Source organism: Arthrobacter antioxidans, from assembly GCF_023100725.1.
In the GTDB taxonomy this organism is placed as follows: Bacteria; Actinomycetota; Actinomycetes; order Actinomycetales; family Micrococcaceae; genus Arthrobacter_D; species Arthrobacter_D antioxidans.
Map to the genome: position 1 here is coordinate 3,136,982 of NZ_CP095501.1, position 21,650 is coordinate 3,158,631.

General features: G+C 71.5%; 20 protein-coding genes. 4 read left to right on the forward strand and 16 right to left on the reverse strand.

What is annotated here, in order from left to right; all coding sequences use genetic code 11:
- Positions 1-71 precede the first annotated feature (71 nt).
- Genes MWM45_RS14510 through MWM45_RS14520 form a run of 3 tightly spaced genes read right to left on the reverse strand, consistent with a single transcriptional unit; the run spans position 72 to position 3,557 of the window.
- The gene (locus tag MWM45_RS14510) at positions 72-989 is read right to left on the reverse strand and encodes an aldose 1-epimerase family protein (protein WP_247827047.1); all 918 of its coding nucleotides are present in this window, start codon (positions 987-989) and stop codon (positions 72-74) included.
- On the reverse strand, positions 986-2,497 hold the full coding sequence (gene arfA / locus MWM45_RS14515; protein ID WP_247827048.1) for an arabinosylfuranosidase ArfA: 1,512 nt from the start codon (positions 2,495-2,497) through the stop codon (positions 986-988). Before arfA ends, MWM45_RS14510 begins: the two co-directional genes overlap by 4 nt.
- 43 nt (positions 2,498-2,540) lie before the next feature.
- Entirely contained in the window at positions 2,541-3,557 is a 1,017-nt protein-coding gene (locus MWM45_RS14520; protein ID WP_247827049.1) for a LacI family DNA-binding transcriptional regulator, read from the reverse strand.
- A 145-nt stretch (positions 3,558-3,702) separates the two neighbouring features.
- On the opposite strand from MWM45_RS14520, the gene MWM45_RS14525 reads away from it, so the two are divergent.
- Positions 3,703-4,971, forward strand: coding sequence for an FAD-binding protein (locus MWM45_RS14525; RefSeq protein WP_247827050.1), 1,269 nt, complete (start codon positions 3,703-3,705; stop codon positions 4,969-4,971).
- Between the two features lie 13 nt (positions 4,972-4,984).
- On the opposite strand, the gene MWM45_RS14530 is transcribed toward MWM45_RS14525, so the two are convergent.
- Both MWM45_RS14530 and yczE read right to left on the reverse strand, forming a co-directional pair.
- Complete coding sequence (locus MWM45_RS14530) at positions 4,985-5,845, reverse strand: MBL fold metallo-hydrolase (protein ID WP_247827051.1); 861 nt, start codon at positions 5,843-5,845, stop codon at positions 4,985-4,987.
- A 231-nt stretch (positions 5,846-6,076) separates the two neighbouring features.
- Positions 6,077-6,697 (reverse strand): membrane protein YczE, encoded by a 621-nt coding sequence (gene yczE / locus MWM45_RS14535; protein ID WP_247827052.1) that lies wholly within the window; start codon positions 6,695-6,697, stop codon positions 6,077-6,079.
- 61 nt (positions 6,698-6,758) lie between these two features.
- Between yczE and yczR the strand changes: the two genes are divergently transcribed.
- Positions 6,759-8,171 (forward strand): MocR-like transcription factor YczR, encoded by a 1,413-nt coding sequence (gene yczR / locus MWM45_RS14540; RefSeq protein WP_247827053.1) that lies wholly within the window; start codon positions 6,759-6,761, stop codon positions 8,169-8,171.
- A 28-nt stretch (positions 8,172-8,199) separates the two neighbouring features.
- Here yczR and MWM45_RS14545 read toward each other — a convergent pair whose 3' ends face one another.
- The 5 genes from MWM45_RS14545 to pdhA form a co-directional block, all read right to left on the reverse strand.
- Entirely contained in the window at positions 8,200-10,761 is a 2,562-nt protein-coding gene (locus MWM45_RS14545; RefSeq protein ID WP_247829249.1) for an excinuclease ABC subunit UvrA, read from the reverse strand.
- A 90-nt stretch (positions 10,762-10,851) separates the two neighbouring features.
- Positions 10,852-11,235 carry a hypothetical protein gene (locus MWM45_RS14550; RefSeq protein ID WP_247827054.1) on the reverse strand — a complete coding sequence of 128 codons (384 nt, stop codon included), beginning with the start codon at positions 11,233-11,235 and terminating at the stop codon, positions 10,852-10,854.
- Positions 11,236-11,304: 69 nt separating this feature from the next.
- Positions 11,305-13,077: a dihydrolipoamide acetyltransferase family protein gene (locus MWM45_RS14555; protein ID WP_247827055.1), complete on the reverse strand. Its 1,773-nt coding sequence runs from the start codon at positions 13,075-13,077 to the stop codon at positions 11,305-11,307.
- 1 nt (position 13,078) lies between these two features.
- Entirely contained in the window at positions 13,079-14,149 is a 1,071-nt protein-coding gene (locus tag MWM45_RS14560) for an alpha-ketoacid dehydrogenase subunit beta (RefSeq protein WP_269076558.1), read from the reverse strand.
- Positions 14,146-15,315, reverse strand: a complete 1,170-nt coding sequence (pdhA, locus tag MWM45_RS14565) for a pyruvate dehydrogenase (acetyl-transferring) E1 component subunit alpha (RefSeq protein WP_247829251.1) — start codon at positions 15,313-15,315, stop codon at positions 14,146-14,148. The genes MWM45_RS14560 and pdhA overlap by 4 nt, the downstream gene beginning before the upstream one ends.
- A 241-nt stretch (positions 15,316-15,556) precedes the next feature.
- Between pdhA and MWM45_RS14570 the strand changes: the two genes are divergently transcribed.
- Both MWM45_RS14570 and MWM45_RS14575 read left to right on the forward strand, forming a co-directional pair.
- Positions 15,557-16,000 carry an Lrp/AsnC family transcriptional regulator gene (locus MWM45_RS14570; protein ID WP_043441957.1) on the forward strand — a complete coding sequence of 148 codons (444 nt, stop codon included), beginning with the start codon at positions 15,557-15,559 and terminating at the stop codon, positions 15,998-16,000.
- A 55-nt stretch (positions 16,001-16,055) separates the two neighbouring features.
- Positions 16,056-16,715: a dihydrofolate reductase family protein gene (locus MWM45_RS14575; RefSeq protein WP_247827056.1), complete on the forward strand. Its 660-nt coding sequence runs from the start codon at positions 16,056-16,058 to the stop codon at positions 16,713-16,715.
- A gap of 22 nt (positions 16,716-16,737) precedes the next feature.
- On the opposite strand, the gene MWM45_RS14580 is transcribed toward MWM45_RS14575, so the two are convergent.
- The 6 genes from MWM45_RS14580 to paaA are packed head-to-tail and all read right to left on the reverse strand — an operon-like array spanning position 16,738 to position 21,391.
- Positions 16,738-17,517, reverse strand: coding sequence for an enoyl-CoA hydratase/isomerase family protein (locus MWM45_RS14580; RefSeq protein WP_043443476.1), 780 nt, complete (start codon positions 17,515-17,517; stop codon positions 16,738-16,740).
- A gap of 60 nt (positions 17,518-17,577) precedes the next feature.
- Positions 17,578-18,708, reverse strand: a complete 1,131-nt coding sequence (paaE, locus tag MWM45_RS14585) for a 1,2-phenylacetyl-CoA epoxidase subunit PaaE (RefSeq protein WP_247827057.1) — start codon at positions 18,706-18,708, stop codon at positions 17,578-17,580.
- Positions 18,708-19,220, reverse strand: coding sequence for a 1,2-phenylacetyl-CoA epoxidase subunit PaaD (gene paaD / locus MWM45_RS14590; protein WP_043441951.1), 513 nt, complete (start codon positions 19,218-19,220; stop codon positions 18,708-18,710). The genes paaE and paaD overlap by 1 nt, the downstream gene beginning before the upstream one ends.
- A gap of 21 nt (positions 19,221-19,241) precedes the next feature.
- Positions 19,242-20,066, reverse strand: a complete 825-nt coding sequence (paaC, locus tag MWM45_RS14595; RefSeq protein ID WP_247827058.1) for a 1,2-phenylacetyl-CoA epoxidase subunit PaaC — start codon at positions 20,064-20,066, stop codon at positions 19,242-19,244.
- Entirely contained in the window at positions 20,063-20,410 is a 348-nt protein-coding gene (gene paaB / locus MWM45_RS14600) for a 1,2-phenylacetyl-CoA epoxidase subunit PaaB (protein ID WP_269076559.1), read from the reverse strand. Before paaB ends, paaC begins: the two co-directional genes overlap by 4 nt.
- Complete coding sequence (paaA, locus tag MWM45_RS14605) at positions 20,411-21,391, reverse strand: 1,2-phenylacetyl-CoA epoxidase subunit PaaA (protein WP_247827059.1); 981 nt, start codon at positions 21,389-21,391, stop codon at positions 20,411-20,413. It lies immediately after the preceding gene.
- Positions 21,392-21,650: the final 259 nt, after the last annotated feature.

Consider the following 21,650-nt stretch of genomic DNA (forward strand, 5'->3'; position numbering starts at 1 on the left):
CGCGAAAGGCTGCGCTCAGGGCAGGCGAGCGATCCTCTCCGGCCTCCCGACCGGGAAGGGGCGGGCCCGGGCTACAGTGCCGAGATGGTCCAGCCGGTCCGGTGCGTCTCCCCGGGTTCGAGGACGATCAGGTCCTCGCCGGTGTTGAAGGCGTCCGGCGGGCAGGTCATGGGTTCGACGGCGAGGCCGAGGCGCGTGCTCTCCGGCTTCAGCGGCAGGTCGGCCGTGTGGATCTGGACCCACGGGCAGCTGCCGTCCCACACCATGGCCGTCCCGGTGCCGTGGATCGGGTCGGTGACCCGCACCGTGGCCCGACCGGCGTCGTCGCGCTCCAGATCGGTGAATGCGTGGTCGATCTGCACGTCGCCGAGCGCGTGGGCCGTCCGGAAGTCGAACGGCGTCCCGGCGACGGCCTCCTTCGCCACGGGCAGCAGCCGGTCCGGCGTGACCGTCAGGACCGTGGCGGCGGGCAGTTCGAGCACCCAATCGTTCAGGGGCGACGGCCCGGCAACGAGGTACGGGTGCGGGCACACGCCGTAGGGGGCGCGCCGCGAGCCGGCGTTCGTCGCCGTGATGGACGTCCGGAAGCCCTGTGCGTCGACGGCGAAGCGTGCCTCGAGGGCCACCTCGAAGGGGTAGGCCGCGACCGGTTCGATGGTGCACGCGAGCGTGACGGAGGAACCGGTGTGCTCCACGAGCGTCCAGGGGACGTCGAAGACGAGGCCGTGGAGGGCCGTGCCGCGCTCGGGCTCGTTGATCGGCAGCTCATGGTCGACGCCGTCGAACGCGTAGCGACCGTCCTCGATGCGGTTGGGCCACGGTGCCACGAAGGCGCCGCGGAAGTTCGGCATCGCCTCCTGCGCACCGAAGCCGACCACGAGCGGACGGCCGTCGTGGGTGAGTTCGCGGACTGCGGCGCCGAGTCCGAGGACGACGGCTGTGTATCCGCCACCCTCGATCCTGTACTCGCTGGGATCGATGCGGTTCATGCGAGGGCTACAGCCGTCCAAGACACGGGAGGAAGCGTGATGGTGACGGCGCCGCCGTCGAGCTTGGCGGAGGTGTTCGGTCTCATGGTCACGCGGTCGGGCTCCTCGAGGGTGTTCCTGGCATATACGTCCGTATCGTACAGCGACTCCGCGGTGACCCCGGTGATCCCGGGAAGCGCCGCCACGTCGATGGTCACCGTCGTCTCCTCCGTCTGCGACCGGTTGACGAGGAACACGGCGGTGGCACCCGTCGCGTCGTCGTGCGTCGCCACGGCGTCCACGAGCGGGACGACGCCGTACTCGCCGGTCGTGTACGTGCCGGCGTCGAGCGTGAGCTCGAGGACAGCGCCCCGCGCGAGCCTCGAGGTGATGGAGAACGGGAAGAAGGTCGTCTGGCGCCACGCGGGGCCGCCGGGTTCGGTCATGATCGGTGCGATCACGTTGACGAGCTGCGCCAGCGACGCCGAGGTGACGCGGTCGGCGTGCTTCAGCAGCGAGATCATGAGGTTGCCGAACACGACGGCGTCCGCCACCGAGTAGCAGTCCTCCAGCAGGCGCGGGGCGACGGGCCAGTTGTCGAGTCCCTGGATCCTGTCGACGGTCTCGAAGCGGCTGATGTACCAGACGTTCCACTCGTCGAAGGAGATGTTGATGGTCCTCGTACTGCCGCGGACGGCCTTGACGTGGTCGGCAGTCGCGACGACGGACTCGATGAAGCGGTCCATGTCGACGGCGGACGCCAGGAAGGAGCCGAGGTCGCCGCCCTTCTCCTCGTAGTAGGCGTGGCAGGAGATGTAGTCGACGTCGTCGTACGTATGCGAGAGGACCACGCGCTCCCACTCGCCGAACGTGGGCATGTGCGCGCTGGAGGAGCCGCAGACCACGAGTTCGATCGACGGGTCGAGCTGCCGCATCGCCTTGGCGGTGCGGGACGCCAGCTTGCCGTAGTCCTCGGCCGAGCGGTGGCCGAGCTGCCACGGGCCGTCCATCTCGTTGCCGAGGCACCAGATCCTGACGGCGAACGGATCGGGCCGGCCGTTGGCCATGCGCTGGTCGGCGAGGGCGGTGCCCTTGGGCAGGTTCGAGTACTCGAGGAGTTCCAGTGCCTCGAGGGTGCCGCGGGTGCCGAGGTTCACGGCGAGCATGAGCTCGCTGTCGATTTTCCGTAGCCAGGATGCGAATTCGTGCAGGCCCACCTGGTTGGTCTCGGTGGAGTGCCAGGCCAGGTCCAGCCGGGTGGGACGCTCCTCACGCGGCCCCACGCTGTCCTCCCACCGGAAACCCGAGACGAAGTTCCCCCCGGGGTAGCGGATGGTCGAGACGCCCATCTCGCGGACCAGGTCGATGACGTCCTGGCGGAAGCCCTCGTCGTCGGCCGTGGCATGGCCGGGCTCGTGGATGCCGTCGTAGACGTGGCGGCCGAGGTGCTCGACGAAGCCGCCGAAGATGTTGCGGTTGATGGGCCCGACCGCGAAGTGGGGGTCCAGTGTGAGGCGTGCGTTCTGCATGGGACTGCTTTCTGCTCGGGGTGGGTGGGGTCGGGGCGGGTCCTCACCGGGACAGCGCGGAGGACTCCCGCTCGATGACCTGGAATCGCGCCTCGAACTCGCGCGGCGGGACCTCGCCGCCGCGCCCCGCGATGCGCTCCTGCAGTACCCGCACCGCGGTGTCCGCGATCTCGTTCCTGCCCGGGTCGATCGTGGACAGCGTCGGCAGCGAGTACCTGCCTTCGTCGAGATCGTCGAAGCCGATCACGGCGACATCCTCGGGGATCCTCCACCCCGCCTCCTGCAGCACGCGCATGGCGCCGAGCGCCAGGGTGTCGTTCATGCCGAAGACCGCATCGAACTCGACGCCGGAGGCGAGCAGCTCGCGCATGGAGGTGGCCCCGTTGGCCCGGTGCCAGAGCGTCGTATAGGCGACGAGGTCAGGATCGAACGGGATGCCTGCCGCGTCGAGAGCCTGCCGGTAGCCGCGCAGGCGCAGCCCGGCCGATCCGATCACCTCGCCCTCGTGGCCGCCGACGACGGCGATACGGCGCCGGCCCCGCGAGATCAGGTGCTCGGTCGCGGCGCGGGCGGAGTCGACGTTGCTCATGGTCACGTGGTCGGTGGGCCCGCCGAAGATCCGCTCGCCGAGCAGCACGAGGGGGAAGTCGACGTTCAGGTGCTCGGCGTCCTCGTTGGACATGCCGAGCGGGCTGAACAGCAGCCCGTCCGTCATCTGCAGCCGCGGACCGGACAGGATCTCGAGCTCGCGGGAGCGGTCGCCGCCGGTCTGCTCGACGAGCACCTTCAGCCCCCGCCGCTCCGCCGCCCTGATGATCGAGCCGGCCAGTTCCGCGAAGTAGCTCAGCGAGAGTTCGGGGACGGCGAGCCCGATCACCCCGGTGCGGCCCGAGCGCAGGCTCCGCGCGGAGAGGTTGGGGCTGTAGCCGAGCTCGGCGATGGCGTCCATGACGCGCTGCTTGGTGTCGGCACGGATGTGCTCGTAGTCGTTGATGACGTTGGAGACGGTCTTGATCGAGACGCCGGCTGCGAGCGCGACGTCCTTCAGTGTGGCCGCCATGCCGCCCCCTCGGGTCCTGTCGTGATGCCCTGCACGTCACGCGTGAGCAGATTCTACAACGTTGTAGGATGGGCGGGCACCCCTCCGATCGTGCCGCCGCAGCCTCCACGTCCGCCGCCGCGACACCGGCCAGACAAGGACCACCATGCTCCAGGAACACGTACGGGACAGGCTCAACTGGGCGGGCAACTACGAGTACCGCGCCCGGACGATCCTGCACCCCACCTCGCTCGCCGATCTCCAGCGGGCCGTCGCGAAGGCCACCCGGGTCCGCGCGCTCGGCTCACGGCACTCCTTCAACGACCTCGCGGACAGCGCGGGGACCCTCGTCTGCCTGGACGTGCTCGATCCCGGGGTGCAGATCGACGAGGAGGCACTCACCGTCACGGTGGCCGCGGGCGTGCGGTACGGGGTCCTCGCCGAGCACCTGCAGCGGCGCGGCTTCGCCCTGCACAATCTCGCCTCCCTCCCCCACATCTCGGTCGGAGGCGCGATCGCCACGGCCACGCACGGCTCCGGGGACGCGAACGGCAACCTGGCCACCGCCGTCGTCGGGCTCGAACTCGTGACCGCGTCCGGCGACGCCCTCACCCTCGCCGCGGGTGACGACGACTTCGACGGCGCCGTCGTGGGCCTCGGCGCCCTCGGCGTCGTGCACCGTGTGACCCTGCGCATCGAGCCCTCGTTCGACGTGCGCCAGGACGTGTTCACGGACGTCCCGTGGGACGCTGTGCTCGCGGACTACGACGCCGCCACATCCGCCGCCTACAGCGTCAGCCTCTTCACGGACTGGTCGGGCGACACCATCGGCCAGGCGTGGCTGAAGAGCCGCATCGACGCCGCCCGCCCCGCCCCCGACGCGTTCTACGGCGGGACGCCGGCGGACCGCGCCCACCACCCGGTACCGGGGGTGGCCGCCGACCACTGCACGCAGCAGCTCGGCGTTCCGGGACCGTGGTCGGACCGGCTGGCCCACTTCCGCCTCGCGTTCACCCCCAGCAACGGGCAGGAGCTGCAGACCGAGTACCTCGTGGGCCGCGACCACGCGGTCGCGGCGATCCAGGCGGTGCGTGCCCTCGCGCCGAGGATCGCGCCGCTGCTGCTGGTCTCGGAGGTGCGCTCCATGGCGGCGGACGAGCTGTGGCTCAGCAGCAACTACCGCCGTGACGGGATCGGCCTCCACTTCACCTGGAAGCCGCTGCAGGCCGAGGTCGACGCCCTGCTGCCGGAGCTCGAGGCGGCCCTGCTCCCCCTGGGTGCCCGCCCGCACTGGGGAAAGCTGTTCGCGGCGGATGCCGCCCGGCTGGCGCCGCTCTATCCCCGCTTCGAGGACTTCCGGAGCCTCGCCCGTCGCCTGGACCCCGAGGGGAAGTTCCGCAACGACTTCCTGGACCGCACGGTCTTCGGGGCCTAGGAGGACACCGGCTTCAGTGCCTGCGCGTCAGCCACTTCCAGTGCGCGAGGGTGCGCAGGCGGACGAGCAGTGCCCGGGACTGCTCGGGGCCGTACGGCAGGATGGGGATGGCCTTGGTCATGTCCACCGAGGCCTCGTCCATAGCCACGCGGGTCACCCGGATAGCACTCCGCATGGTGTTCATCTGCGTGGTGACGTCCCCGACGGCCACGGGCTCGCCGTGGCCGGGCACGAACACGTCGTAGAGGTCCTCGAGGGCTGCCATCTTGCCGAGCGTCCTCACCCAGTCCACGGGGAACGAATCCTCGAAGACCGGATCGGACCCCTCCTCCACCAGGTCTCCCGTGAACAGGACGTTCCCGGCGCCCACGAGCAGGTCGTGGTCGGTGTGGCCGCTCCCGAGATGGAACAGCGTCACGGACACGTCGCCGAGGTCGAGGTCGACCGGCGTGCCGTCCACCAGCCGGTTCGCAGCGAGGATGCGGGTGTGCTCGCCGTCGCCCGCTGCCATGGCCGGCTCGACGGCGGCGACCAGCGCCCGCTGGCCCTCGCCGTTCTCGGCCTGCACGGCGCTGCACCGGGACGTCGCCCAGAAGTCCTCGACGCCGTGAGCGGCGAAGTAGTCGTTGCCGAAGAAATGGTCGGCATGGGCGTGCGTGTTCACGACGACGAGCGGCAGGCCGGTGACGGCCCGCACGTGCGAGTACACCTCCGCCGCGCCGAGGGGTCCCGCCCCGGTATCGACGACGAGCGCCTGCTCGGAGCCGACGACGAGCCCGACATTCGTCCGGAAGCCCGCGGTGCGCAATACGTAGATGCCCGGTCCGAGCTCACGCCACGGGCTGCGGGTCTCGCTGGGGACGTGGGTGGTCATGGGGTCCTCTCTGACGGCGGAGTTCCAGTCTAGGTCGGCGGCACCGGGCCCGGCGGCGCGGCGCGAACCCGAGGGCCCGGATGCGCTCGGTGACTGCTCGGTGGCTGCCCGGACCGGCCCGGGTCCGGCGCCTTGCTGGCGTCCGCGCCGGGTCCGACCCACCAGCGACGGCGGTCAGATCAGGTGGACCGATCAGACGGACCGGTCGGGGAGCTTGATCAGGGAGCCCGATCAGGCGGCGACGGCCACAGGCTCCCGAGGGGCCCGCTCCGGCATGCGGAAGATCGGCAGCGTCACGTTGATCAGCGGCCCGATGAGCAGGGCGAAGGCGACGGTACCGAGGCCCACGGACCCGCCGAGCAGCCATCCGAGCAGCAGGACGGTCCCCTCGATGGCCGTGCGGACGAGCCAGATCGGCAGCCCGAAGCGGGCGTGGAGGCCCGTCATGAGGCCGTCGCGCGGTCCGGGCCCGAGGCGGGCGCCGATGTAGAGGCCGCTCGCGACCGCGAGCAGTACCAGCCCGCCGGCGAACAGGAGGATCCGCGCCCACAGCTGGGTGGGCTCCCCGAGCAGTGCGAGGCCGATCTCAGCGCTGGGTCCCACGAGCAGGACATTGAGGACGGTCCCGATGCCCGGGCGCTGCCGGAGCGGGATCCAGAGCAGCAGGACGATCAGACCGATGATGTTGGTCATGAAGCCGAACGGGATGCCGGTCTGGAGCGATCCGCCCTGCCCCAGGACGTCCCACGGCGAGACCCCGAGCGTGGCCCTGATCATCATGGCGAGCGAGAAACCGTAGAGGAAGAGGCCGAGCAGGAGCTGCAGCCCGCGTCGGGCACCGAGGAACGTCATGGTCCCAGTAGAACCGGCAATTGGACTTACATCAAGATGCCAATCGTGCCATGGTGGCTTCATGATGGTTCTTCCCGCACGCCGCCTCGCAGCCGAACTCGGTGCGTGGCGCACCACGGGCCCGGCCTACGGGGCCCTGGCCGACCGCATCCGGCTGCTCACCCTCGACGGCCGCATCCCGCTGGGGACCCGCCTGCCGGCCGAACGCGAGCTCGCCGCACAGCTCGGCGTCAGCAGGACCCTCGTGGCGGCCGCCTATGCACGGCTGCGCTCGGCCGGCTACGTGGAGAGCACGCGCGGCTCGGGCAGCGTCGTCGCCATGCCGGGCCGGGAGGTGCCGGCGTACGACGACGGCGGAGCCGGCGTGGTCCTCGACCTCAGCAAGGCGGCACTCCCGGCCGCCCCGCAGGTGGGTGAGGCCGCCGCGAGGGCCGCGCAGGAACTTCCCGCCTACCTGAACGGCAGCGGCTACGATCCGCTCGGCCTGCCCCGCCTGCGGCAGGCCCTCGCCGACCGGTATGCGGCGCGGGGCGTCCCCACCGCGCCCGGGCAGATCATGGTGACCCTCGGAGCGCAGCACGCCATCTCGCTCCTGGCGCGCGCACTGCTCGGCCGCAGCGACTCGGCGCTCGTCGAGGCACCGAGCTACCCGCATGCGTACGAGGCCCTGCGCGCGGCCGGACGGCGTCTCCTGCCGGTGGCCGTCGATGCCCGTGACGGCTGGGACGACGACGGCCTCGAGCAGGCGTTCCGGCGGGGGCGGCCCACGCTGGCCTACGTCATGCCGGACTTCCACAACCCCACCGGGGCGGTGATGCCCGCTGCGCAGCGCGACCGGCTGATGGCGGCGGCCGCACGGCAGGACACGGTGGTCGTCGCGGACGAGACGATGGCGGAACTGCGGATCGACGCCGATCCCACGCCTCCCCTTGCCGCCTTCGGACCCGCCGTGCTGGTCGGATCCATGGGCAAGACCGTGTGGGGCGGACTGCGGATCGGGTGGATCCGTGCGGAGGAGGACCTCATCCACCGGCTCGTCCAGTCCCGGTACGCGCAGGACCTCGGGACGCCGATCCTCGAGCAGCTCATCGCCCTCGAGATGCTGGGCACGTACGACGAACTGCTGCTTCTCCGTTCGAGGCAGCTGGCCGAGGGCCGCAGCCACCTCGAGGGGCTCCTCCACGACGCCCTGCCCGCCTGGGACGTCCCCCACGTCCGGGGCGGACTCTGCACCTGGGTGAATCTGGGGGCGCCGGTCAGCTCGCAGCTGGCGCTCGCTGCCAGGGACCGGGGCCTGCTGCTCGGCGCGGGCCCGCGTTTCGGGATGGACGGGGTGTTCGAGCGGTTCCTCCGCGTCCCCTTCAGCTACCCGGCCGAGGACACCCGCCGCGCGGTGGGCATCCTCGCCGCGGCCTGGCGGTCGCTGGACACCCGGGTCCCCGTCAGGGACGACTTCGCGCCGGCCCTGGTATAGGAGCGCGCATCACGGGCCGGACTGCCGGTCAGGACCCGCCCCGGGCTCCGAGGTGCTCCGCGAGGTAGGGTGCCGTCGCGCTCACGTCGGGCGCGAGCCCGGCGATGTGCGCGGGCGTCCCGGCGGCCACGATCCTGCCGCCGGCAGAACCTCCGCCCGGGCCGAGGTCGATCACCCAGTCGGCGGCCGCCACGACCGCCATCGTGTGTTCGACGACGACGACCGTGTTGCCGGCGTCGACCAGCTTCCGCAGCTGCGCGAGGAGCAGCACCACGTCCGCGGGATGCAGTCCGGTGGTCGGCTCGTCCAGCAGGTAGAGGGTGTGGCCGCGCCGGGCCCGCTGCAGTTCAGTGGCCAGCTTGATGCGCTGGGCCTCTCCCCCGGAGAGCTCGGTGGCCGGCTGCCCGAGCCGCAGGTACCCCAGGCCCACCTCCTGCAGCGTGGCGAGCGAGCGGGCGGCAGCAGGGATGTCCCCGAGGGCGGACGCGGCGTCGTCCACGGTCAGGCCGAGGACGTCCGCGATGGTGCGCCCGTCCAGCGTGACCTCGAGGGTCTCCTCGTTGTAGCGGGACCCGGCGCAGGCCGGGCAGGGGCCGTAGCTCCCGGGCAGGAACAGGAGTTCCACCGCCACGAAGCCCTCGCCCTGGCAGGTCTCGCAGCGTCCTCCCTGCACGTTGAAGGAGAACCGGCCGGCCCCGAATCCCCGTGACCTCGCGGCGGGCGTCGCGGCGAATGCCTTCCGCACGGCGTCGAACAGTCCGGTGTAGGTCGCGAGGTTGGAGCGCGGCGTCCGCCCGATGGGCTTCTGGTCCACGCTGACCAGGCGGTCGAAGGCCTCCAGTCCGCTGATGCCCGCCACAGTGGCGCCGGCGTCCGCCTCGGGGGCCGCCCCGTCGTCGACCGGTTCGATGTCGGCGGGGGTGTCGTCGCGGACGTGCGCGCCGACGGCTTCCGCGAGGACCTTGCTGACGAGCGTCGACTTCCCCGATCCGGACACACCCGTCACGGCGGTCAGCACGCCCACGGGGACGGCGGCGTCGAGTCCCTCGAGGTTGTGGCGCCGGATGCCCTCGAGTCGCAGCCAGGCCGAGGGTTCGCGGGCTGCGCCGTCCGCCGGCGCCGTCGGCGCGGCCCGGGCCAGGAACGGCGCCGTGAGCGAGGCCTGGACATCCACGAGCCCGTCGGCCGGGCCGCTGTAGATGATGCCGCCCCCGCCTTCCCCGGCGAGCGGGCCGACGTCGACGATCCAGTCCGAGCGCCGCACGACGTCCATGTTGTGTTCGACGACGAACACCGAGTTCCCGGCGTCCTTGAGTGCTTCGAGGACGGCGAGGAGCGGCTCGACGTCGGCGGGGTGCAGCCCGGCGGACGGCTCGTCCAGCACGTAGACGACGCCGAACAGGCCGGAGCGGAGCTGCGTGGCGATGCGCAGCCGCTGCATCTCGCCCGGCGAGAGCGTGGGGGTGGCGCGGCTCAGGCTGAGGTAGCCCAGGCCGAGGTCCACGAGGACGTGGAGGCGCTGCACGAGGTCGCGGCTGATGGTGACCGACACCTCCGTCCCCTCCCCCGAGGTCCACGACCGGTGCGCGGCCACCGGGTGCTCCAGCGTGGCCGCCGGGCCGAGGTGCACGGCGAGGTCAGCCAGGGGCAGGGCGTTCGCCTCCGCGATCGACAGCCCGGCGAACGTCACGGCGAGTGCCTCGGGACGCAGGCCGCTCCCCCCGCACACGCCGCACGGGCCGGATTCCATGAAGGGCAGCACGCGGTCGCGCATCTGCTGGCTCTTGGAGTCGCGGAGGGTATGCATGACGTAGCTCTTCGCACTCCAGAAGCGCCCCTTGTAGGGCTTGGCCACGCGGTCCCGCTGGGGGGTGACCTCGACGACGGGCTGCTCCTCGGTGAACAGCAGCCAGTCCCGCGCCTGCTTCGGCAACGTCCGCCAGGGCACGTCGATGTCGTGGCCGAGCTCGACGACGACATCACGGAGGTTCTTGCCCTGCCAGGCGCCCGGCCATGCGGCGATGGCGCCCTCGCGGATGGTCAGGTCCGGATCGGGGACGAGCGTCTCCTCGGTCACGTCCCGCGCGATGCCCAGACCATGGCACCGCGGGCACGCTCCCGCGGCGGTGTTGGGCGAGAAGGCATCGGATTCCAGGCGTTCGACGGCGTCCGCCGGGTAGGTGCCCGCCCGGGAGTAGAGCATCCGGAGCGAATTGGAGAGGGTGGTGAGCGTCCCGACGGTTGAGCGCACGCTCGGCGTCCCACGCCGTTGCTGGAGCGCCACGGCGGGAGGGAGCCCGGTGATCGAACCGACGTGCGGCGAATGCCCCTGCTGGATGAGCCTCCGCGCGTAGGGGGCGACCGATTCCAGATAGCGGCGCTGCGCCTCGGCGTAGATCGTCCCGAACGCCAGCGAGGACTTGCCCGACCCCGAGACCCCGGTGAAGGCCACCACGGCGTCGCGCGGAACGTCGACGTCGACGCCCCGCAGGTTGTTCTCGCTGGCTCCCCGGACGCTGACGAAGCCGTCCCGGGCGATGGCGGAGTGGGCGGTGGCGGGGTGGGCAGGGGCGTTGTTCGGCGACTCGATCACCACCCCAACCCTACGGTTCTCCGATGGGCGTGCGGGACCGGACCGCGCGGTCCGCCCGGGCGGGGATCGTGCTACCAGCCCCGTGCCCTAGTGCTTCCCGGGCCCCGCAGGCTCGTCCGGCTGCTCCCGTTCCTCCGGCTGTGTGGCCGCGGGCGGTTCCGTGTGGTGCTTCTGCACCGCGTAGTGGTGCCCGAGGGAGTCCGTGTGGATCTCCATGGAGAGCAGGGTGCTGTCCGACTGCTCCTCGGCGGCGTCGTGGCGGTGCACGACCGGCGTGCCCCCGTCACTGCGCGCCGCCGGTCCGAGGAAGGTCCGCGCGGCGGTGTCGAGCCCGTTGAAGAAGGACCGGTGGGCGTGCGCTTCCGCGTGCGGCGGCTCCTGGACGGGCCCACCGGCGGCCGTCGACGCCACGGGGGACGGACGGGCTGACTGCTGGTCGTGCTTCCTGTGATTCCGGCGGATTTTCATCATGCACCTGATTCATCGTGGGACCCACAGTCTACTCCGCCGGGTCCTCGAAGAACCCGGCGGACCGCTCGCCTACAGGTCGGCGAGCATCCCGCCCGGGTTCTCGATCGCGTCCGCCACGAACCGGAGGAAGCCCCCCGCCGTCCCGCCGTCGCACACGCGGTGGTCGAACGCGAGCGTCAGCTCGGTCACCTTGCGCACCGCGAGCCCGCCGTCCACGACCCACGGGCGGTCGATGATCCGGCCCATCCCGAGGATCGCGGATTCCGGGTAGTTGATGATGGCCGCACTGCCGTCCACGCCGAACACCCCGTAGTTGTTCAGGGTGAAGGTGCCGGAGGACAGGTCCGACGGCGTGGCCCTGCCCTCGCGTGCCAGGGCGGCGAGGCGACGGATCTCGGCGTCGAGCCCGCGGGCGGACAGGGTGTCCGCCCGACGGATGCTCGGTACCACGAGGCCACGATCCGTCTGCGCTGCGATCCCGAGGTTCACGCCGTCGACCCGCACGATCTCCTGCGCACCGTCGGCGCCCGCCGCGATCCGGCTGTTCAGCTCCGGGTAGCGGGCCAGGCCCGCCACGACGAACCGCGCCACGAAGGCCAGCAGGCCGGGCACCGCGTCCGGCGTCCTGCGCTTCATCGCCTCGCGCAGTTCCACGAGGGCGGTGGCGTCGACGTCCACCCAGACCGTGGCCTCGGGGATCTCGCGCCGGCTGCGGGTCATCGCGTCGGCGATCGTCCGCCGGACCCCCCTCAGCGGGCTGCGTTCGAGGACCGTGAGGCCCGACCGGGAGTCGAGCGGGACGTCAGCTGCTCCAGGGGGGTCGCCCAGCGCGGGGCGGGCCGCCGCGTCGAGGGTCGTCGGCGCTGCGCCCGCAGCGGCGTCCACGCCGGATCCGGGGGTGGCCCCGATGTCCCGCATCGTCGCCGCAGCGATCGCCTGCTCCACGTCGCGGCGGAGGATCAGCCCCTGCTCCCCCGACCCGCGGAGGTCCGTGAGCCGCACCCCGTTGTCCCGCGCCAGTTTCCGGACCAGGGGCGAGACACACGTCGGTGCCGTGCCGGCGGCGGACGCTGCCGTTCCGGTGTCGGAGACCGCCGTGCCGGCGGCGGACGCTGCGGTCACGGTGTCGGGAGCCGAGGTCATGCCGTCGGTCGCCCCGGCCGGAGCGGCGGGCCCTACGACGGGAGCGGCCGGCGAGAAGGTGGCCGGAGCGGCGGGCTCTACGACGGAAGCGGCCGGCGGGAGGGTGGCCGGAGCGGCGGGCGCTGCGGATGCCGCCGGTGACGCAGCAGCTCCCGCCGGCGACGCAGCAGCTCCCACCGTCGCGCCCTTGCGGGGCCGGGTGCGGCCACCGGTGAGACCACCGGGAGTGCCGTAGCCGATGAGCACGTTCCCCGAGCCGCCGTCGACTGCCGGCGCGTCGTCCTCCCGCGTGGCGGCGGCAGGGACGCCGGCCTCCTCGCGGAGCTCCGCCGCGGCGGCTTCGACACCTGCGCCGGTGACAGCGCCGGTGGCGTCGGCTGCCGGCCCGGCAACCGCCGGGGTGGTGTCGGCGGATCCGGCGCCTGCAGGCCCACTACCCTCGGGCCGGACCGAGAGGAACGGCGCGCCGACGTCGAGCATCTCGCCGGGCCTGCCGTGCAGCACGGCGACGGTCCCCGCGAAGGGCGAGGGGACCTCGACCACCGACTTGGCGGTCTCGACCTCCGCGATCGGCTGGTCGACGGCCACGGTGTCGCCCTCGGCGACGAGCCAGGACACCAGCTCGGCCTCGGTCAGGCCCTCTCCGAGGTCGGGGAGGGTGAACACCTGGAACCCGGAATCGACGGCGGGCGCACTCATGTCAGTCCTCCCACTGCAGGTCGTCCACGGCGTCGAGGATGCGGTCGACGCTCGGCAGATAGAAATGTTCGAGCTTCGGCGAGGGGTACGGGATGTCGAACCCGGTCACGCGGAGCACGGGGGCTGCGAGGGAATGGAAGCAGCGTTCCTGCACGCGGGCCACGATCTCGGACGCCACGGACACGAAGCCGGGAGCCTCCGCGACGACGACGGCCCGGCCGGTCCGTCGGACGCTGGCGCAGACGGTCTCGTCGTCGAACGGGACGATGGAGCGGAGGTCGATGACCTCGATGGACCGGCCCTCCTCGGCGGCCGCCGCGGCCGCAGCGAGCGCCGTCGGCACGGATGGTCCGTAGCTGATGAGGGTCGCGTCGGTCCCCGGGCGGGCGACGACGGCCTTGCCGATGCGCCGGGGTGCCTGTCCGGCCTCGAAGGTCCTGCGCAGCTCCGCGAGGTCCACCTCCTCCTTGGACCAGTACAGCTTCTTCGGTTCGAGGAACACCACGGGGTCCGGCGACGCGATGGCCTCGCGGAGCATGAAGTAGGCGTCGCGGACGGTCGCGGGGGCCAGGACCGTCAGGCCGGGGGTGTGCGCGTAGTAGGCCTCGGAGGAGTCGCAGTGGTGTTCCACGCCGCCGATGCCTCCGGCGTACGGGATCCGGATGACCAGGGGCAGGCGGACCTTGCCCTTCGTGCGGTTCGGCATCTTCGCGACATGGCTGACCACCTGCTCGAAGGCCGGATAGGCGAAGGCGTCGAACTGCATCTCGACGACGGGCTTCATGCCGTTCATCGCCATGCCGATGGCCATGCCCATGATGCCTGCTTCGGCGAGCGGCGTGTCGAAGCAGCGCTCCTCGCCGAAGCGGGCCGTCAGCCCGTCCGTGATTCGGAAGACGCCACCGAGCGTCCCGACGTCCTCACCGAACATGAGCACGGAGGCGTCGGCCGCCATGGAGTCGGCGAGGGCGGCGTTGAGGGCCTTGGCGAAGGTGGACGTCACGCGTCCGCCCGGCGCGGCGCCGGGCCGGGCTGCCACGCCCCCGGTGGGTGCCTCCGTGGTCTGCGTCATCGTCGCTCCGCCTTCGTGTCGTCGGCAGGGGTTCCTGCGCCTGCGGCGTCGCGCGCCAGTTCCTCGCGCAGCTGCTCGGCCTGCTCGCGCAGCTGCGTCGTCTTCTCCGTGTACACGTACTCGAACAGCTCTGCCGGGTTCACCGTGACCTCCGTGTTGAGTCCCTTCCGGATGGCGGCGGCGATCGCGTCCGCCTCGTCGGCCAGGGCCTGCTCCTTCTCGTCCGTCAGCAGGTCCAGTGCGCGCAGGTAGGTGCGCATGCGGGTGATCGGGTCCTTCGGGACCCAGCGTTCGACGTCGTCGGCGGAGCGGTAGCGCGTCGCATCGTCCGCGTTGGTGTGCGCCTGCATCCGGTAGGTGTGCGCTTCGACGAGGGTGGGGCCGCCGCCGTCGCGCGCCCTGTCCACGGCCGCACCCAGCACCGCGAGGAGCGCGGCGAGGTCGTTGCCGTCCACGCGCTCGCCCGGCATGCCGTACCCGATGGCCTTGTGGGCGAGGGACGGTGCCACGCTCTGGTTCCTGAGCGGCACCGAGATGGCGAACTCGTTGTTCTGGACGAAGAACACCACGGGGACGTGGAACACGGCCGCGAAGTTCAGGGCCTCGTGGAAGTCCCCCTCGCTGGTCGCCCCGTCACCGCACATGGCGAGGACGACTGTCGGTTCGCCGCGCAGCTTGGCGGCATGGGCGACGCCGACGGCGTGGAGGAGTTGCGTGGCCAGCGGCGTGGCCTGGGTGGCGACGCGGTGCTCGTGCGGGTCGTAGCCGCTGTGCCAGTCGCCGCGGAGCAGCGTGAGGACCTGCAGCGGGTCGACGCCGCGCGTGATGACCGCGACCGTGTCCCGGTAGGTCGGGAAGAGCCAGTCCTCGGCGCCGAGGACCACGGCGGCGGCGACCTGGCAGGCCTCCTGACCGTGGGAGGAGGGGTAGACGGCCATCCGGCCCTGGCGGACGAGGGCGTTGGCCTGGTCGTTGATGCGGCGACCGGCGACGAGGCGGCCGTAGGCGTCGAGCAGCCGATCGCCGTCGGGGAGCAGGTAGCGCCCGTCGGTGTGATGGTGGCCGTCAGGGTCCACCAGCTGCACGGGCTCCGCCGACGGGAGCAGTACGCCGTCCGGCGTGGTGCCGCCGTCGTATGGTCCGCCCTCGGGTGCGCCGCCCAGCATGCTGCCGCGGCCCTCATTCGTTGCCGTACTCATTCCGCCTCCATCACCAGCCGCTGCAGCGGCCTCCCGTTTCCGGCGCGGAGCGGTAGCTCCGGCACTGGATGCTGTGTGAGACCAGTATGGGCACCAGGCAACTTTTGTATCCACGGAGTGGACGAAGTGTGGATATTCGATCGGAGAGAGCGGTATTCTTTGGACGAATCGGCAGTGTGACCTGCATTACGCGAAGGAGCGTGGACACGTGGTGGACGGAGTGCTCGACGACGTCGATCGGAAGATCCTCGCCGAACTCACGCGGGACGGGCGTCAGTCCGTGACCTCGGTGGCGGAACGCGTGCACATCTCACGGGCGCACGCCTACTCCCGCATCGCGAAGCTGACCGAGGACGGCGTACTGACGCGGTTCACGGCGATCATCGACCCGGCCAAGGCCGGCCTCCGCTCCTCCGCCTACGTGACCCTCAAGGTGCGGCAGCACTCCTGGCGCGAGCTCCGCGACAGGCTGCGCAGCGTCCCGGAGATCCACCACATCGCGCTGGTCGGCGGGGACTTCGACGTCATCCTCCTGGTGCGGGCCGAGGACAACGTGGGGCTGCGGCGGGTGATCTTCGACCAGCTGCAGTCGATGCCGGGCGTCCTCGATACGCAGACGTTCCTCGTCTTCGAGGACCTCGACACGCGCTGAGGCCCCGGGGAGCATGGTCATGGTCCGGTGATCGTGAACTGCACAAGGAGATCCCATGTCCCTCGTCCGCGTCCATAACTTCTCCATCTCCCTCGACGGCTTCGGCACGGGTGAGGGCCAGCACCTCGACGCCCCGTTCGGTCACGCGGGCTCACGGCTCATGGAGTGGGCGATCGGGACGCGCACCTTCCGCGCGATGGGCCTTCACGGGGACGGGCCGGGGTCCTTCGGCGTCGACGATGCGTTCGCCGCCGCGTGGGGGCCCGGGATCGGCGTGGAGATCATGGGGCGGAACAAGTTCGGCCCCCACCGCGGCCCCTGGGAGGACGAGGAGTGGAAGGGCTGGTGGGGTGGGAACCCGGTCTTCCACACCCCCGTGGTCGTCCTGACGCACCATCCCCGGCCGGTCCTCGCGATGGACGGCGGGACGACCTTCCACTTCGTCGACACCGACCCCGCGTCCGCACTGGAGCAGGCCCGAGCCCTGGCCGGCGGCCTCGACGTCCGGATCGGCGGCGGCGCCATCACGGTGCGACAGTTCCTCGAGGCCGACCTCATCGACCACCTGCACGTCGTCGTCGTGCCGATCGTCCTGGGCCGGGGCGAACGCCTGTGGGACGGCCTCGAAGGGCTCGAGGAGCGCTTCGAGATCGAGGCGACACCCTCCCCGACGGGGGTGGTGCACCTGGTCCTCACGCGCCGCACCTCCCGGTAGGCCCGAGGGCCGCGGCGTGGGGTCAGGCGCCGAAGCGCGGTGCCCGTTTCTCCCGGAACGCCTCGAGGCCCTCGCGGTAGTCGTCCGAGGCCCCGAGCACGCCCTGGACGTCGTTCTCGCCGCTGATGGCCTGCCACAGGCCGAGCCGCTCGTCGCGGATGCGCGCGACGAGCTGCTTCGAGGCGACCAGTGCCTGCAGCGGACCCGCCGCCGCCCGCGCGGCCTTGGCCCGGGTGAAGTCGAGCAGCTCCCCGGCGGGCACGGCACGGCTGAAGAGTCCGCCCGCCACTGCCTCCGCCCCCGTCATCAGGTCACCCGTGTACATGAGGTCCAGGGCCCGGTGCGGACCGAGCCGCTCCGTGAACAGCCAGTGCCCGCCGGAGTCCAGCGCCAGCCCGAGGGCGGCGAACGGCGAGCCGATCTTCGCGGTCTCCGCGACGTACACGACGTCGGTCGCGAGCAGCAGGCCCAGCCCGACGCCGAGGCAGGCGCCCTGCGCCGCCGCGAAGGTCGGGGCCGGGAAGTCCGCCATCTTCCGCAGCAGCGGGGTGAGCGTGGCGTCGAGGAACGCGAAGGCGTCGTCGGCCCCGGGTTCGATCGGACCGAGGTTCCGGCCCGCGCAGAACGCGCGCCCCTCCCCGCGCAGCACGAGCGCACGGACGGTGCCGTCACGCACCCCGGCCGCGGCGGCGTCGTACGCGTCGGAGAGCGCGGAGAGCGCCTGCTCGTCGACGGCGTTGAGCCGGTGCGGCGCGTCCAGCACCACCTCGGCGATCCCGCCGTCGATGCTCAGGCGGATCATGCCGGCGGAGGGTTCATTGCTCGACGGCGTCGCGGTGGAGGGGGTGGTCATGGCTGCCTCTCAGGCGTCGTAGTCGACGGCGACGGCGTCGCTCGTGGGATGGGCCTGGCACGTGAGGACGAATCCTGCGGCGATTTCGTCGGGTTCGAGCGCGTAGTTCTCGTCCATCGCCACCGTCCCCTGGACGAGCTTCGCGCGGCACGTGCCGCACACGCCGCCGGCACAGGCGAACGGCACGTCGGGCCGCACCCTGAGGGCGGCGTTCAGGATCGATTCGCGGGCGTGGGTGGGGCTCTGGACGGAGCCCTGCAGCCCGTCCAGGTTGAAGGAGATGGTGTAGTTCTCCCCGTTGTCCGCCGGCGTCACGGGGTGGCCGTGACTGCCCTCCGGCCGGGTGGGCTCGCCCGTGGTGAACAGTTCGAAGCGCACCTTCTCCGTGGGTACGCCGCGTTCGGTGAGGAAGTCCCGGCACAGCTGGACGAGCTCGAACGGTCCGCAGAGGAACCACTCGTCCACGCGGTCCGGGTCGATGACCGTGCCGAGCAGCTTCTCCAGCTTGTCGGCGTCGATCCTGCCCGAGAGCAGCGGCGAGATGCGCTGCTCGCGGGACAGGACGTGGTGCAGCGCGAAGCGGGCGGGATAGCGGTCCTTGAGGTCGGCGAGCTCCTCGAGGAACATGACGTCCATCGCGGCCCGGTTCGCGTAGACGAGGTCGAAGCGCACGTTCGGGCCGTCGGCGAGCATGGACCGGGCGATCGCGATCACCGGGGTGATGCCGGACCCCGCGGCGACGGCGACGAACGAGACCGCCTCCTGGCCCGGCGTCGTGCGCGGGGTGAACTGCCCGAGCGGGCTCATGACCTCGAGGGTGTCCCCCGCCGTCAGGGACTCGTTCACCCAGGTGGAGAAGACGCCGCCGAGGTCGCGTTTCACGGCGACGCGCAGCTCCCCGGGGCGCGGGTCGGCGCAGATCGAATAGCTGCGGCGGACCTCTTTCGGTTCGCCGTCGACGTCGAGGGTGGTGCGCAGCGCGACGTACTGCCCGGGCAGGTACCCGAACTGGTCCTGCAGGCTGGGAGGGACGTCGAGGGTGACCTCGACGGCGTCCTCCGTCAGCCGGCGGACGCTGCGTACGGTGAGCGTGTGGAAGGCGCTCCGCCGCTTGGTGGAGGGGGCGAGGACAACGGCCATCAATGCACCTTGAAGTAGTCGAAGGGTTCCCTGCAGTCGTTACAGACGTAGAGCGCCTTGCAGGAGGTGGACCCGAAGCGGGTCAGTTCGCGGGTGTTCAGGGACGAGCACTGGGGGCACTTGACGCTCAGGCCGATGCGCACCGGACCGGCGGCGGCCTTGCCCGTGGGCGGCGCGATGCCGTACTGCGCGAGCTTCGCCTTGCCGTCGTCGCTCAGCCAGTCCGTGGTCCAGGCGGGCGAGAGCACGAGCCGGACGGCGACGTCGTCGTAGCCTGCCGCGTGCAGTGCCGAGGTGACGTCGTCGCGGATGGCGTCCATCGCCGGGCAGCCCGAATAGGTGGGGGTGATCGCGACCTCGACCCGGCCCGACGGCGCCACGTGCGCCGCACGGAGCACCCCGAGGTCCTCGATGGTGAGCACCGGGATCTCGGGGTCGCAGACCGTCGCCGCGACGTCCCACGCCGCCGCGTCGGGCGCCGCCGAGGGCCGCAGCTCCGTCCCGGTCACCATGACGGCCCCATCAGGACGTCCTCACCAGGACGCGCCCGGGAACTCGCGGGCGAGGACCTGCATCTCGGCGAGCATGTACCCGAGGTGCTCGCTGTGGCGCCCGAGGCGTCCGCCCCCGACGGCGCCCGGCACCGCCGGGATCTCGAGTTCGGCCTCGGTGAGGACCGTGCCGACGGCGCTGTCGAAGGACGCGCGGAGCTCGCTGGGGCGCACGCCGGCATCACCCACCTCGTCGATGAGCGGGTGGTCCGTGAACAGCTCCTCCACATAGGGCCAGGTGAGTCGGAGCCCGGCGATCATCCTGCGGCGCGACTCCTCGGTGCCGAGCGCGAGGCGCAGGACCCACTGGATGGCGTGGTCCCGGTGGTAGTCCACCTCCTTGACGGCTTTCGCGGCGATCGCGGCGAGGGTCGGATCGCTCGAATGCACGAGGCGGGAGTAGAGCTCCCACTGGTAGAGCGCGACGACGAACTGCCGGGCGATGGTGCGGGCGAAGTCCCCGTTCGGCTGCTCCACGAGGTGGACCGAGCGGAACTCGGGCTCGCGGCGGAAGTAGGCGAGGTCGTCCTCGGTCTTGTCCCAGGCACGGCCGGCGTAGGTCAGGAAGGAGCGGGCGTGGCCGATCTGGTCGAGCGCGATGTTCGCCAGCGCCACGTCCTCCTCGAGTTCGGGCGCCCGGGAGATCCACCAGCCGAGCCGCTGCGCGAGGATCAGGGCGTCGTCGCCGAGCCCCAGCGCGTACCGGGCCACGGCGTCGCCGGGCGTCGCGTCCTGGAGCGCGATGTCCTCGGGCCGCAGCGCATTGCCCGGGGTGATGCGGGTGGCACTGGCGTTCGCCTCGCTCACAGGTGCTTCACCCCCTCGCTCTTCGTGTAGTACGTGGCATGGCGGTAGTCCTTGCCCTGGGGCGACTCGAAGAAGGCCTCCTTCGCATCGGGATCGCTCGTGATGATCGACGACGCCGGGACCACCCACAGGCTCACGCCCTCGTTGCGGCGCGTGTACAGGTCACGTGCGTTACGGACGGCCATCTCGGCGTCGGGTGCGTGCAGCGATCCGGCGTGCACATGGGAGAGCCCGCGCGAGGACCGCACGAAGACCTCCCAGAGCGGCCAGGCCGCGCGTTCCTCGTGGAGGCCCGACGACGGTGCCGTCGCGCCGTCGTCGCCCGTCGTCGATCCGCCGGTCACCTAGGCCGCCTTCGTCGTCGTGCGCTTCGCGGCCTGCCGGGCGGCGTAGGCCGAGGCGGCCTCCCGGACCCAGGCGCCGTCCTCGTGCGCTTCCCGGCGCCGTTCCAGGCGCTGGGCGTTGCAGGGGCCGCGGCCGGCGAGGACTTCCTTGAACTCGTTCCAGTCGAGGGGGCCGTACTGCCACCGGCCGGTCTCCTCGTCGAAGCGGACGTCCTTGTCCGGCAGGTCGAGTCCGAGGACCGTGATCTGCTCGACCATCATGCCGACGAAGCGGGACCGCAGCTCGTCGTTGGAGAAGCGCTTGATCTTCCATTCCATGGACTTCTGCGAGTTGGGTGAGTCCTCGTCCGGCGGACCGAACATCATGAGTGACGGGGCGTACCAGCGGTTGACGGCGTCCTGCGCCATGGCGCGCTGCTCGGGGGTTCCGTTGGCCAGTTCGAGGAGGATCTCGAAGCCCTGCCGCTGGTGGAACGATTCCTCCTTGCAGATGCGGACCATCGCGCGCCCGTACGGGCCGTAGGAGGCACGGCAGAGGGGCACCTGATTGCAGATGGCTGCTCCGTCCACGAGCCAGCCGATCGCCCCGATGTCCGCCCAGGTGAGTACGGGGTAGTTGAAGATGCTCGAGTAGCGGGCCTTGCCGGCGATGAGGTCCTCGGTCATCTGCTCGCGCGGGGTGCCGAGCGTCTCGGCGGCGGAGTACAGGTACAGTCCGTGCCCGGCCTCGTCCTGGACCTTGGCCATGAGGACGGCCTTGCGCTTGAGGGACGGCGCGCGCGTGATCCAGTTGGCCTCCGGCTGCATGCCGATGATCTCGGAGTGGGCGTGCTGGGAGATCTGGCGGGTCAGGGACTTGCGGTAGTCCGCGGGCATCCAGTCGCGCGGTTCGATCCGGGAGTCCCGGGCGATGAGGTCGTCGAAGACCTTCTCGCCCGCGGCGTCGTGGTCCGCGCGGGTGTCGATCGCTGTAGCCGTCATGGTGCCTGCCTCGCTCGTCCGGACGCCCGGTTTATTTACCGACCGTTCGTTCAGTATAGGGAGGGGCGGGAGGGCGGTCAACGGTCGGACGGGCGTGGGGGCGGCCTGTGCGGCATCGGGCCACTTGGGGGGGCGGCGCCTCGGGGCGGTCCGCCGCGGCGACGGGTTCGCGCCTCGGGGGCGGCCTGGTGCGGCGACGGGTTCGCGCCTCGGGGACGGCGACGGCCGGCTGAAGGTGTCACTGGTCCACGGCTCGTGG

Bases quoted from the DNA above. Each gene is read 5' to 3' on its own strand.
- MWM45_RS14510 (WP_247827047.1), bottom strand. From the start codon at position 989: ATGAACCGCATCGATCCCAGCGAGTACAGGATCGAGGGTGGCGGATAC.
- MWM45_RS14550 (WP_247827054.1), bottom strand. From the start codon at position 11,235: ATGATGAAAATCCGCCGGAATCACAGGAAGCACGACCAGCAGTCAGCC.
- paaE (WP_247827057.1), bottom strand. From the start codon at position 18,708: ATGGCCGTTGTCCTCGCCCCCTCCACCAAGCGGCGGAGCGCCTTCCAC.
- MWM45_RS14575 (WP_247827056.1), top strand. From the start codon at position 16,056: ATGTCCCTCGTCCGCGTCCATAACTTCTCCATCTCCCTCGACGGCTTC.
- arfA (WP_247827048.1), bottom strand. From the start codon at position 2,497: ATGCAGAACGCACGCCTCACACTGGACCCCCACTTCGCGGTCGGGCCC.
- MWM45_RS14520 (WP_247827049.1), bottom strand. From the start codon at position 3,557: ATGGCGGCCACACTGAAGGACGTCGCGCTCGCAGCCGGCGTCTCGATC.
- MWM45_RS14525 (WP_247827050.1), top strand. From the start codon at position 3,703: ATGCTCCAGGAACACGTACGGGACAGGCTCAACTGGGCGGGCAACTAC.
- yczR (WP_247827053.1), top strand. From the start codon at position 6,759: ATGATGGTTCTTCCCGCACGCCGCCTCGCAGCCGAACTCGGTGCGTGG.
- paaD (WP_043441951.1), bottom strand. From the start codon at position 19,220: ATGGTGACCGGGACGGAGCTGCGGCCCTCGGCGGCGCCCGACGCGGCG.
- MWM45_RS14560 (WP_269076558.1), bottom strand. From the start codon at position 14,149: ATGACGCAGACCACGGAGGCACCCACCGGGGGCGTGGCAGCCCGGCCC.
- MWM45_RS14530 (WP_247827051.1), bottom strand. From the start codon at position 5,845: ATGACCACCCACGTCCCCAGCGAGACCCGCAGCCCGTGGCGTGAGCTC.
- MWM45_RS14580 (WP_043443476.1), bottom strand. From the start codon at position 17,517: ATGATCCGCCTGAGCATCGACGGCGGGATCGCCGAGGTGGTGCTGGAC.
- pdhA (WP_247829251.1), bottom strand. From the start codon at position 15,315: ATGCTGGGCGGCGCACCCGAGGGCGGACCATACGACGGCGGCACCACG.
- yczE (WP_247827052.1), bottom strand. From the start codon at position 6,697: ATGACGTTCCTCGGTGCCCGACGCGGGCTGCAGCTCCTGCTCGGCCTC.
- MWM45_RS14555 (WP_247827055.1), bottom strand. From the start codon at position 13,077: ATGAGTGCGCCCGCCGTCGATTCCGGGTTCCAGGTGTTCACCCTCCCC.
- paaA (WP_247827059.1), bottom strand. From the start codon at position 21,391: ATGACGGCTACAGCGATCGACACCCGCGCGGACCACGACGCCGCGGGC.